General features: G+C 35.9%; 11 protein-coding genes, 1 pseudogene and 2 riboswitches. Of the genes and pseudogenes, 3 read left to right on the top strand and 9 right to left on the bottom strand.

Annotation, left to right across the window (positions count from 1 at the left end):
- Positions 1-2 precede the first annotated feature (2 nt).
- Positions 3-1,004 carry a LacI family DNA-binding transcriptional regulator gene (locus tag ACMZ42_RS17670; protein ID WP_415732220.1) on the bottom strand — a complete coding sequence of 334 codons (1,002 nt, stop codon included), beginning with the start codon at positions 1,002-1,004 and terminating at the stop codon, positions 3-5.
- Between the two features lie 318 nt (positions 1,005-1,322).
- Here ACMZ42_RS17670 and ACMZ42_RS17665 point away from each other — a divergent pair.
- A pseudogene (locus tag ACMZ42_RS17665) lies at positions 1,323-3,262 on the top strand (GTP-binding protein).
- A gap of 661 nt (positions 3,263-3,923) precedes the next feature.
- Here ACMZ42_RS17665 and ACMZ42_RS17660 read toward each other — a convergent pair.
- Together ACMZ42_RS17660 and ACMZ42_RS17655 are read right to left on the bottom strand one after the other, a co-directional pair.
- Entirely contained in the window at positions 3,924-4,688 is a 765-nt protein-coding gene (locus tag ACMZ42_RS17660; protein ID WP_415732219.1) for a hypothetical protein, read from the bottom strand.
- A gap of 87 nt (positions 4,689-4,775) precedes the next feature.
- Positions 4,776-4,901: a hypothetical protein gene (locus ACMZ42_RS17655; protein WP_415732218.1), complete on the bottom strand. Its 126-nt coding sequence runs from the start codon at positions 4,899-4,901 to the stop codon at positions 4,776-4,778.
- Between the two features lie 29 nt (positions 4,902-4,930).
- A riboswitch (cobalamin riboswitch) is annotated at positions 4,931-5,115 on the bottom strand.
- Positions 5,116-5,432: 317 nt separating this feature from the next.
- Between ACMZ42_RS17655 and ACMZ42_RS17650 the strand changes: the two genes are divergently transcribed.
- On the top strand, positions 5,433-5,876 hold the full coding sequence (locus ACMZ42_RS17650; RefSeq protein ID WP_415732217.1) for a carboxymuconolactone decarboxylase family protein: 444 nt from the start codon (positions 5,433-5,435) through the stop codon (positions 5,874-5,876).
- Between the two features lie 168 nt (positions 5,877-6,044).
- On the opposite strand, the gene ACMZ42_RS17645 is transcribed toward ACMZ42_RS17650, so the two are convergent.
- The 3 genes from ACMZ42_RS17645 to ACMZ42_RS17635 form a co-directional block, all read right to left on the bottom strand.
- Positions 6,045-6,650, bottom strand: a complete 606-nt coding sequence (locus ACMZ42_RS17645) for a hypothetical protein (protein WP_415732216.1) — start codon at positions 6,648-6,650, stop codon at positions 6,045-6,047.
- Between the two features lie 11 nt (positions 6,651-6,661).
- The gene (locus ACMZ42_RS17640) at positions 6,662-7,000 is read right to left on the bottom strand and encodes a hypothetical protein (RefSeq protein WP_415732215.1); all 339 of its coding nucleotides are present in this window, start codon (positions 6,998-7,000) and stop codon (positions 6,662-6,664) included.
- 534 nt (positions 7,001-7,534) lie between these two features.
- On the bottom strand, positions 7,535-8,863 hold the full coding sequence (locus ACMZ42_RS17635; protein ID WP_415732214.1) for a phage portal protein: 1,329 nt from the start codon (positions 8,861-8,863) through the stop codon (positions 7,535-7,537).
- 207 nt (positions 8,864-9,070) lie between these two features.
- On the opposite strand from ACMZ42_RS17635, the gene ACMZ42_RS17630 reads away from it, so the two are divergent.
- On the top strand, positions 9,071-9,190 hold the full coding sequence (locus tag ACMZ42_RS17630) for a YjcZ family sporulation protein (RefSeq protein WP_400910943.1): 120 nt from the start codon (positions 9,071-9,073) through the stop codon (positions 9,188-9,190).
- A gap of 428 nt (positions 9,191-9,618) precedes the next feature.
- Here ACMZ42_RS17630 and ACMZ42_RS17625 read toward each other — a convergent pair whose 3' ends face one another.
- The 3 genes from ACMZ42_RS17625 to ACMZ42_RS17615 all read right to left on the bottom strand — a co-directional run bounded on the left by ACMZ42_RS17625 (position 9,619) and on the right by ACMZ42_RS17615 (position 12,562).
- On the bottom strand, positions 9,619-9,744 hold the full coding sequence (locus ACMZ42_RS17625) for a hypothetical protein (protein ID WP_415732213.1): 126 nt from the start codon (positions 9,742-9,744) through the stop codon (positions 9,619-9,621).
- Positions 9,745-9,825: 81 nt separating this feature from the next.
- The gene (locus tag ACMZ42_RS17620; protein ID WP_415732212.1) at positions 9,826-10,704 is read right to left on the bottom strand and encodes a hypothetical protein; all 879 of its coding nucleotides are present in this window, start codon (positions 10,702-10,704) and stop codon (positions 9,826-9,828) included.
- A gap of 71 nt (positions 10,705-10,775) precedes the next feature.
- A riboswitch (cobalamin riboswitch) is annotated at positions 10,776-10,986 on the bottom strand.
- A gap of 103 nt (positions 10,987-11,089) precedes the next feature.
- Positions 11,090-12,562 carry an amidase family protein gene (locus ACMZ42_RS17615; RefSeq protein WP_415732211.1) on the bottom strand — a complete coding sequence of 491 codons (1,473 nt, stop codon included), beginning with the start codon at positions 12,560-12,562 and terminating at the stop codon, positions 11,090-11,092.
- Between the last annotated feature and the right edge of the window lie 16 nt (positions 12,563-12,578).

The raw sequence follows: 12,578 nt of genomic DNA, 5'->3' as shown, positions 1-12,578 counted from the left end.
TTTTATGGTGCTGTAGTGCTTTCACGTACTACCAGAGTCGGGTTAAACATAACAGATTGCGTTTCGTTATTTTCAAGTTTTTGTATTAATAGCTTTACTGCCTCCCTCCCCATAAGATAAGTATCCTGACGAATTGTAGTAAGCTTAGGCATTAATGCGGATACTAACGGAATGTCGTCAAAGCCTATGATGGATAAATCCTTTGGTATATGAATTCCAAGCTCGTGAGCCATTCGGTAAATACCGAATGCCATTACATCATTAAAGGCAAATATAGCCGTCACTTCTTTTTTCCTCAGGAGATCTTTGGACTTTTGGTATGCCTTTTCCATCTGAAAATCCCCTTCAATAATATGTGATGGTAAAAGTTCAACGCCTGATTCAGACAGCGCTCTTTTGAAACCTGCTAAACGTTCATTAGACAAAGAAAGAGAGCTTGGTCCAATCATGCATGCTATCTTCCTATGACCGAGTTCTACTAAATGTATTCCTGCTAAATATCCACCTTTATCATTATCTATATAGACACTGGAATGTTTTTTTTCATTCTTTCCTCTATCAACGAGAACGAAAGGAATCTTTGCACGTGATAATTGCTCTTCATCCGATGGCTCCAAATAATCTTTTGCCGAAAAAATGATACCATCTACCTGCTGTTCCTCTAATAATCGTAAGTATCGCTTTTCTTTATCAGATTGATCATCAGAATTACAGATGATTAAGCTATATTCTCTTTCATTCGCTTCATCTTCCACCCCCCGACATAATTCAGGAAAATATGGATTAGAAATATTCGGAATGATTAATCCGAATATCTTCGATCGCTTCGTAACTAGACCACGAGCAAATTGGTTTGGCTGGAAATCTACCTCTTCCATTACCTTAAGTACCTTTTCACGTGTCTTTAGGGACATTCCCTCCTCTTTTTCATTCAACACTCGCGAAACAGTGGTAATGGAAACACCCGCTTGTTTCGCAATATCTTTAATAGTCCATCGTTTCATAACCTTCACCTACTATTACTATAAGATCACACTTTAAGAAAACGTTTTACGAAAACGTTTTCTTAATTACCATATCACGGCATAGATTTATTGTCATTACTTTTTCAGAAAAATCAGAAAATTATAGTTTCAGTGGCATCTTTATGGACTCCCCATTTACAGTTGCTGCACAGCATCGAATTTGCACCCATACGTCGTATTTAATTTTGTTGCAAATAATATTGATAGCCTAGTACATAAACACTTTATTCGAAATATTTTTCTACCCAATTCTGTTACAATATTGATATACGAATTAATAGAAACGAGGATTTTTTTATGCATGTAACAATCGGGGTACTCGCTCACGTGGATGCAGGAAAAACAACATTTTCTGAGCAGTTACTTTTTCATACAAACAGTATTCAAGCACGTGGACGAGTGGATCACCAGGATACATTTCTAGATAATCATGAGCTGGAGCGTCAGCGAGGCATTACGATTTTTGCAGAGCAAGGTCGCATGACGATTGGGAATGATACATATACGTTAATCGATACACCCGGACACGTAGATTTCTCTCCAGAGATGGAACGTGCCATTCGGGTTATGGATTATGCCATAATTATTGTTAGTGCGGTTGAAGGACTCCAAGGTCATACGGAAACAGTGTGGCAACTTTTACGCCAATATCACGTCCCAACCTTTTTCTTTATTAACAAAATTGATCGTGAAGGGGCAAATGTTGAGGCCGTTATGACACAGCTTCAAAAGGATTGTTCTGAGGATGTATTATTCGTAGATGAACCGCTCCGTTCGGACTATGTTTCAACTCACGTGATGGAGTGGCTTGCTGAACGTGATGAGCAGCTTCTCGATGCTTTTCTTAATGAGACTTTGGATAGCTCTAACTGCCTTACTCATTTACAAACGATGGTTAAACAGGAAAAGGCCTTCCTATGTTTTTCTGGCTCTGCTTTAAAAGATATTGGAATAAAGGAATTCTTAGCACAGCTCCCTCTACTTACAAAAACACATTTTAATAACAATCTCCGTTCCAAGGTGAAGTTTTTAAAATTCGTCATGATGGGCATCAACGCTTAACTTTTATTAAGGCATTACAAGGGACGTTACATGTGCGTGATGAAATTTCTTTTGGAGATGAAACCGAGAAAGTGACTGAGATTCGGCTAAACAATGGCAGCCGTTATGTAACAGCACAAGAGGTCGAGGCTGGAGAGATTTTCGCAGTAAAAGGGATTAGCGAAGCAAACATCGGTGATATCATTGGTTATTCAGGTAACCCGCAGCCCTATGAGTTAGTACCGACTTTGCAGGCAAAAGTACAATATGAAGGCGATCAGCATATAAAGGAAGTTCTAAAAATTTTCCGCACACTTGAAGCAGAAGAACCATCATTACATGTGCTATGGCATGAAAAATTTCAAGAAATTCATGTACATATTATGGGTGTCATCCAACTCGAGGTTCTTATCGATGTGCTTAACAAACGCTTCTCGCTAGACATTTCATTTAGCGAACCACAGATTTTATATATGGAAACGATTGCAACAACCGTGACTGGCTATGGTCATTTTGAACCTTTAAAGCATTATGCAGAAGTACATTTATTGATGGAGCCAAATACCCGCGATACTGGCAACACATTTGTTAATGCATGTCATGCGGATGATTTATCGGTTGGGCATCAACGACTCATTGAAAAACATCTATTCGAGCGCGATCATCATGGGCTATTAACAGGATTCCCCGTGACAGATATTCGCTTCACTCTCTTAACAGGACGCGCACATATTAAACATACAGATGGTGGCGATTTCCGAGAAGCAACATTCCGTGCATTACGGCAAGGGCTGGAGCAAGCAGAAAATGTATTACTGGAGCCGTATTACCGCTTTAAACTTAAAGCCCCAAGTGATTTTATTGGCCGCATGATGACCGATATTCAACAAGCTGCTGGTACATTTGATGCGCCAATCTTAACTGAACATGATGCGATTATAACTGGTCGTGCCCCTGTCGCAACATTCATGAGCTACAGCACAACCTTTGCCGCCTACACGAATGGTAAAGGCGTACTTTTTCTACAATTTGATGGCTATGATGTGTGTCACAATACAGAAGACATTATTGCACAAATTGGCTACGATAAAAACGCCGACCCCGAATATACATCTTCTAGTATTTTTTGTGCAAAAGGCAAGGGTTACTCCGTCCCATGGCATGAGGCAGAGGCGGCGATGCATTGTATTGACTGAAATCATAAAAACAGGACATGATTTGTTAGAATCATTGTCCTGTTTTTTTATGTTTCTTGGGGATTTACTATGCTATTACGGGTATTTGACTTCCTTCAGCGGGTATTCTGGCTTCCGCGAGTATTCTTGCTCCGCGCGGGTATTTGCTCTGCTTCCGCGAGTATTCTACTCCCTTCCGCGGGTATTCTTGCTCCGCGCGAGTATTTACTCTCCTTCCGCGAGTATTCCACTCCCTTCCGCGAGTATTCTACTCCCTTCCGCGAGTATTTGCTCTCCTTCCGCGAGTATTTGCTCTCCTTCCGCGAGTATTCTTGCTCCTCGCGAGTATTTCTCTCCCTTCCGCGGGTATTCTTGCTCCGCGCGAGTATTTACTCTGCTTCCGCGAGTATTCCACTCCCTTCCGCGAATATTCTACTCCCTTCCGCGAGTATTCCACTCTCTTTCGCGAATATTTGCTCTCCTTCCGCGGGTATTCTTGCTCCGCGCGAGTATTTACTCTGCTTCCGCGAATATTCTACTCCCTTCCGCGAGTATTTGCTCTCCTTCCGCGAGTATTCTTGCTCCTCGCGAGTATTTCTCTCCCTTCCGTGGGTATTCTTGCTCCGCGCGAGTATTTGCTCTCCTTCCGCGAGTATCCATCTTCACCCAGCACGAATTTAATTCACAAAGCTTGTACTGTTTTCTGCGCTGGCTTGACAATGTGATATGAAGGGTCCACAACAATGTAGTTATGGGAATTAGAAAAATCAATTAAAACCTTGCCAGGTCGACTTTTCAAAAGTTGTAAATTATCAATTAATTCCAGCAATAGTTCATGACCGTTACCACGTGGGTGCCAGTTTAAATGATATTCATTTAGTTCTTTCACAGCTTTTAAAAATTGATGATACTCGCGCTCTACAAAATTAATCAGTTGTTTGTTTTTATGAGCTACCTGTGATAAATCCTCTAAATATGTTTCATAAAAGCGCATTACTATCGAGCACAATAAATCATTGACCCGGGCAGCACTTAATATTGGATTAGGAGCTTTGGAAAGTCGCTCTAAATTTGGTTTTGCACGAGTCGAGTCAATGCGTGTAATTAAATGATAATGCTCATCATTCACCTCATAGACAATTGGATTTGTCGGCATATACATCATAAAACTATTTGTTTTTGTTTTAAGCTGATCTGTTATATTCACCTTTGCAAAAAGGTGCCCATTAAAACTTTCATTTTGTATCCAAATAATATCTTTGTTATATAAAATTTGCTCAAATAATCGTTCATTACTAATTAGTTTGCTAGCTATTAATTGATCAACAAGTGATTCTATAACCATTCTTGTTGTAGCTTTTTTAGTAAATTCAGTGCGGGGCTGCTTACAAATTTTCATATCTAAATATTGTGATTCCTGTGCTGTACATACATGAATATTCGTCATATGTGCATCCTCTTTTCGTACATATTTTCAAAACGGAAGTCATCAGTAAAAAAAGGATTTCCCATTAACGCGAGGAAATCCTTCATTCTATCTTTTTCGTTCATCATATAATGTCAAACAATGCCCAAATATGAAAGAATTAGCTCGATATCTAATACCTTCATTTCTGGGCGTTTGACGTACAGTGACGAACAGAGCATTCTGTTTTGTCAACATGCCACCTCCTATTCCTCGTAGGGCTATGGTGTGTACTCATAATAGGCAGGTATCCTGACTTATGGTCATCGCTGCTTTTCGCCTTCCCGTCGTTAAACAGTGGTCTATGAAAAGTCGCTCACATTTACAGTTGCGGGACAGTGTCGGATTTGCACCGACTTCCCTTTTAAGTAAATTGCACGCAATTTACACCTATTACTCCACGCTATTCAGTTGTGAGATATTTAAAATACTCCACATTCCTGTTGAATTATTAAAATCAATTGTAAAGGTGTGTGGAGTAAAAGTCAATTGATGTCAGTTTAAAAGTAAATTTTTACTCTTATTCATATTTTTGCAAATAAAAAAGAGTGAATTATTTTTATTAAAACCTTACATCAAAAGCATACATATTCTCCATCCTTTCATTACTGCTCAAAATTTATCTAAATTCCATTTTATTTAAATGTTCCAAAGAGCTAAAACTAGCACAAACGTTCGTCCGTTGTTATAATTAACTTATCTTAAAAACAAAAGGAGTCTTGCCTTATGAGTCAAAGAGTTGCCTACTATGATGTTGCACCTGATGGTATGAAAATTATGATGGACATGGAAAAATACACTAAAAAATCTACAATTAATCGTGTAACTAGAGAACTTATCAAAATTAGAGTCTCTCAAATTAATGGGTGCGCTTTCTGCATTGACATGCATACATCCGATGCTCGTAAAATGGGTGAAACCGAACAGCGTATTTATTGTTTAAATGCTTGGAATGAATGTACTTTTTATACACTTGAAGAGAAAGTTGCTCTAGAATTATCTGAACATATAACTTTAATTCCTACTAAAAGAGTTCCAGATGACCTATATAAGCGAATCCGTGAATACTATGACGAGAAACAGTATGTCGACCTTGTTCTAATCATCAATCAGATCAACAGTTGGAATAGGATTTCTATTGCAATGGGGAATACAGCAACTGAAAAATAATAACTCTTAAACGAACATCTCACGGTGTTCGTTTTTTCCTTCCTTTGTTTCGCAATTTCTTTCAGACATTCATTCAACACCAAATGATTACATATAACATAAATTATGGGCGTGTGAAAATTGATATGGTAGCGTACAAAATAAACAATTAGGGGTATCCGCTTCTTGTCAACGTTTTTCTAATCTAATTCGAATTAATCCTTGTTTGCTATAATCTACATTAATAATGCGATAAGTCACATCGTAAACAGTCACATTAGCATATGTATCCGCTTCTAATCCGAAATAAGTCTTTGCTGCTTCATTATCTCTAACAGTAATTTCATAAATAGGTTTATTTAGATTAACCGCTTCATTAGATGAGATTGAAAAATCCTTGTATTTTAAAATTGCAGGAATCTCACCTACCTTCGTATTGACGTAATCATAGACTGGTCTACCTAAATGGTCATATCCTATTAATGTTTTAATTTCTTCCCACTGCTCAATTGAATAATTGCAATACTCTAATGTACCCTTATACTTCCCCCCACGCATTTCAAAAATGTCAGACGTAACCATGTAGATATTATCGCTATGCTCATTGATCTTAGTATAGTCACCACTCTTAAATAATTCTAAGGAATGGATATGATAGCTACTGTTAGGGCTAAATGTAGAATTGCTAATAAATGCATTAATCGAAAATGGATTTTCCTCATAAAAGTTAAATTTATATGGAGTTTGGATTGTCTTGATCGTATCTTGAATTAACTTTTCATCAAATAACTTCATCTAATCACCTCTCAATTGTATAAAAGGAATGTGCTGCTACTATTATTGCTTACTTTAATCTGTCTAATCTTATTGTCTAGTTGGTCTATACGCTTCATTATGTTGTCACTGAACTCACTCACTGTCATATCATCAAGTTTAATAGCCTTCATCATCGTAGGGTTGTTAGCCAGTCCTTCTAACACTGATAGAGCAGTAGCATAGATACCTTTTAAGTTAGTCGTATCATTAACATCGTATGTATCAGTTGCTTGTAGTCCGTTCTCTGCTAGGTATACGGTAAGTTGTGTATCATCTAACTCAATGCCTTGTATGTCGTATTTTAATCGTTGTAAGTTAGTAATATTCATTCAATCATCCTTTCTAATTGTTTATATTCACATGCATAAAATATACAGTTTTTACTTCCGATAATATAAGATTATGTAAACTAAAAGTAATCAAGAAGTGTGGATATATCAACGTTTATCTACTTCAGGTAACTTTACCTTTATACATTTTTCATACATCATTGATATATCAACGTTTTTAGAATACTAAATACTAAGTAGTCACATGAAATCATGCATAAAATAATGTGGTTTTATACATTATTATCTCCATCAATTATTTAACATTTATCAACAATGATCATACCTACAATAGATCATTCAGTTACTAAAAGTAAGTGATATGCTTTTTATTTAACTTTATTTCAAGGTTAATTATTGTTTTTTTATATCTAAGCGAGGGCTGATGTGTACGTGTGCGTATTATATATAACAGAGCGTGTGTTTTTTAGCATATGCACTATAGGCATAAACCTTTGACACTATTACATTTCAACTCAACTCGTACACTACCATTCCCCATTTTTCTATACCACACGTTTATACTTTAACGTACTAAATTATATTATGTATCTTACTATCATCTTTTGCAGTATCATACTCTACACCATTTAACCTACTTAACTCTCTCAACTTATTATTGACATAAGGTGACTGTTCGACAATTGTCTCTAATGATAAAGCGTTCATATCGAATTGAGTTTTCATATTATCTAAAATTTCCTTATGGTTTGACGGAGTGTTGTACACAAAATTAAATTCAAGTGAAATTAATTCTTCATCTTCAATGACGATACCTTTATATTTCAATAAATGCTGTACCTTTTCCCAACGTTGATAAAATCCATCTCTAAGATAAGTTTCATTTACTCCTGCTTGTGTATCCGCTAATGAGAATAAAAGTTTTATACTGACCTCTGACAAGTTACTAATGTCCGTTTTGTTCATTGATACTGCAGGCGTTGAACTTACGTCAAGTAATGTCTGCATAAGTGTCTTATACACTAAATCAAATGACTTACTATCTAATTGACCGTTTACTAATTTGAAATCACTACCGTCATCTAATGTGAGACCCGCACCTACAATTTCCTTTGGTATCGAGCCATTAGTAAGTTGCTGACCTGTTACTACTGGAATTGGATTTAAAAACTTATACATGCTATCTGTATATTTACTAAGCATATCTTCCATATTATCTAAAATATTTTGATAGTCATCTAATTCAGATTTACCGATCCGATCACTTAACTCATGCAAAGTTTTGTAATGTATAGGGAGACCACTTAACGAAGGACGTTCACCTATTTTGGTGATTGTTTTCCCACCTTCATTTGACCATTCCTTCACACTTACATCTGTATAAAGGTTGTAATAAGTAATACCATCAAAAGTATAATGCTCAATAAATGCAATCATCTCATTGTAATTGTTATATACTGGAACGCCGTTATCAGCAGCAATTAATTTCGACTGAATACGACCATTACCATCAATATATAAATACTCCGATACTTCACCAAATTTAAGTAACTGTAATAAAATCTGTACATTTATATCATCGAAACGACCTAACTTATTTACCTTATTAAATTCTTTAACCATTGATTCATCACCTATCAAATTGACAGGATTTTTAAGTAGATATTGTGCCTTAAAGTTTAAGATTGTTTTAGCCATCTGAATTACGATACGTCTCGGCTCTACTACTTCACCGTTATATATATAATTCGGACGCTTTAATATTTCGTGTTCACCGTTCAAATAATCTTTAATACTCGATACGTTTAATACACGTTCTTGATTCTCATACGATGTCGTTTCTTCAATAAACCACGTACTTTTACCTTTATATTTCGCATTAACATATTGTTCAAGATTCATCATTTCTACTCCTCAATTTCTTAGTTTTTTCCATAATAAAAAGCAACACCTATTGGATGTGACCTTTTGTTAGCATCTAACATTATGTTCTTGATAACGTATCCTATTTTTATTATTAAATCTTTTTCAAAGGAACTCCTAAGATAAATATCGCAATCCCTTTTGAAAACTATACATATTATAGATTATAGAAAGGAGGGATATTTTATGGGATACTGCGGAGAAATTCGCGAAGAGCGTCGCGAAAGAAACCCATTCGCTTTAATCGTTGTTCTATTCATTCTTCTGATTATTGTCGGCACTAGTTTTATGAATAGATGTTATTAATACCTAATACCGCCATTACCGCATATAATGCTCATAACTATTGTAAGGTAATACTAGTTTAACCCTACACCTCCGAATCATTATTAAGGGTCACTATCCTCCGGGTGATCCTTTTAAATTTTCCTCTTTCAATTTCATACTCAACCGCCTAAGGCATAATAAAAAGCCACACCTTGTTAGATGTGACCTTTATGTATTTATAATTATATGCGAATATATACCTTACCATCTAAATCTACAGTCACTGATGTAATATTTAACGATTTTCCGTCTACAAATATATTCTTTGTTTGAATGATTTATTGAATTGTTTCATACGGTAATTTATATTCTTTACTATTATAGACTAATATATGTTCCATCTAGTCACCTCCCACATTCCAATAATTGTAATACATTACACTTAACTAATCAGTAATAGGATTTTGCTATACATACCACTTATTCGCCTTCATTCCCTGTACGGATAATGCTCCTGCAATAACTAGATTATCGTGATTTTTTTCTGTATTTCCTCGCTTATTACCTAACTTTCCATGTGTCTCTTCAAACATTTGCATCTGCTGTAAAGTCTGAATAACATAATATATTCCAGTTCTTATTAGTTTTTAACTCGGATTGTAGATACTCTTTTATTATTTCGTTATCCTCTTTCTCATTTTCACAGGTGTTAGGTGCTCCCACTCTTTATATAGTTGCTTTTTCGAAAGTATCTTCCAAGGATTAAACATCGTTTGTCCATGCTTATTAAAATACAGTTCTTCACCAATATGATAAGCTGCATGTTGAATAATACCATTTTCATCCTTCCAAATTACAATGTCGCCTTGTTGTATCCCTTCACCTAGGACCTCTTCAAAGTTATACTGACTTAATTTTTCAAGAAATGTTTTTTGATATATCCATTCATAAATAAACCACTTTTGTTTCCCTTTTGAAATTGCAAACAAAACCGCTGCTAAACAATTTGCACCTTGACGATGCCCAAAAGTATTAGCAAATTGCTGTAGAAAACTAGGTAATGATTTTGGAGGTTCCTCACATTCTCCCTTATCCCACCATTCATAAACCATTGTTGTAAGTAACTGTTCTTTAAATGATTCGTCAAGACCTTCCCACATTGAACGCTGTATGATAACGTGCCCATTCTGTACATAACTCGAAGGTACTTTTTCTATCTCCTTTATAAATTTAACGGGGAGTACAAGCCCTCTTTCACATTGCACTTGAAAACTTAAAATCAATTGTTGGTCCTCTTTCGATTTGCTCTCAATCCATCCTTTTTCAGCAATAATTACGTATTGTGCGTTCTTTATATTCCAGTATTCATAACAATTAACATAATTTAAATGCTGATATGTGCTGTGAGTATAAAACTCATCTATGGGCATTAACAATACATCTGTAAAGTCAATTTCATTAAGATGTTCTTCTGATAGAAAAAATAAATCTCTTTCAGGGACATAACTTTCCATCCATGACAGTAAGACTTTTTTTGTCGGTTTAATTATCATTATGTATTTCCCCCAACTTGAATTTTTTGCTTATTGTTTGAATAACTCTACTTGAACTTCTTCTATAACATACCAAGGCCATTCAGAATCACTGGCTTTTGGGTCACTCACTTTCAACGCAAAAAAAGAACGACCAACAAACGAATTGAAACGTTGTTGATCGAGTTTATTAAAAGAATGAAACGTTTTTTATACTTTATGAATTTACAGGTGCGGGACAGTGTCGGATTTGCACCGACTTCCCTTTTCAGTAAATTGCACGCAATTTACACCTATTACTCTAAGCTATTCAGTTGTCAAGAAACTGGAAAATACCAGATTTCTTTCCGTTAATAGTAAAGTACAGTATTTTTAAAGTCAATTGAGGCAATTAGATATTTTATAACTACTCACTCAACTTCGGTGCTTTTCGTAGTTTAGTTGCTTGTTCAAATGAAAATGCGAGTTTTATTAGAACATCTTCACTAAATGCAGTTCCTGCGAAAGTTATGCCAAACGGTCTCCCATTTTTCATATACCCTGCTGGGACGGCAATAGACGGATAACCAGCTTTTGCACTAATTGTCGAACCTATATATGATGGAAAGATAATCGCATCCAATTCATATTTTTTTAATGTATAATCGATTCCTTGTTCTTGAGAAAAATACAAATCCTCTAATTTTGCATTTAAATAGTCAGAATCTCTTAATGTGTTCGATAGTTTCTCTCTCAATTCCAATTTATCCTGACCATATTTTAACGACTTTCCTTTTGAACGTTTATTAAATTGAATTAACTCAGAGATAGAATGCACAGGCATGTGGGAAGGTAGATTTACAAGGAAATTATTTAAACTATGCTTTAATTCGTATTGCGGTACTCCCCATTTCCAGTCTCTATGAAAAGAAGGGATTTCGATGCCTTCAATAATATCGGCTCCTTGAGCTCTTAAAACCTGAATTGCATTATTAAAAAGTGTTTCATCATATTCCTCTGAGTCATAATAAGCTTTTGAGGCATTATTATAAACACCAATTCTAGCGCCATTTAATCCTGTGGCCTCTAAAAAAGGGGTGTAATCCTTATATAACCTTCTTTCACTTTTATATGTAGCGACGTCGTCTTGATCTACTCCTGTTAACACGCCCAATAAAATAGCTGCATCTGTTACTGTTCTAGCCATTGGCCCTGCTGTGTCTTGAGAGTATGTAAACGGAATAATGCCCTGTCTACTAATGAGCCCAACAGTCGGTTTTATGCCAACTACTGAATTTGTAATAGCTGGACTTAAAATCGAGGCGTCTGTCTCAGTTCCAATTGATAAAACAGAAAAATTCGATGCCACCGCTACTGCTGACCCCGAACTGGATCCTCCCACATAAAGTTGTGGATCGCCATAAGGATTTAGTGTTTGGCCACCTCGAGAACTATAACCCGCCCACATCGTACTCGACATAGCGTTTGCTAATTCAGTCATATTTGCTTTCCCTAAAATAACAGCCCCTGCTTCACGAAGCTTTTTTACTAGAAATGCATCCTGCTTAGCTAAATAATTTTCCAATGCTATTACGCCTGCACTAGTGTGCATAAAATCTTTCGTTTCGATATTATCTTTTAAAACTACTGGAATTCCGTGTAAAGGCCCTCTAGCCCCTTTTGTTAGTCTTTCCTCATCTAATGCTTCAGCAATAAATATCGCTTCAGGATTAATTTCAAGCATAGAATTAATTTTCTGTCCGCCTTGATCATACTTAGCAATTCTGTGTAAATAATACATAGTTAATTCTTTTGATGTTATATCACCTTGTACCATAGCTGTTTGAATATCGATTACTGACAATTCTTCTTTAAGAAAACTATTAAAATTTATACCCATTAAATTCCCCACCTCT

The organism is Lysinibacillus sp. NPDC056185 (assembly GCF_047737915.1).
GTDB lineage: Bacteria > Bacillota > Bacilli > Bacillales_A > Planococcaceae > Lysinibacillus.
The sequence above is the reverse complement of the archived record's forward strand: the minus strand, read 5'-3'. Positions and strand labels throughout refer to the sequence as shown.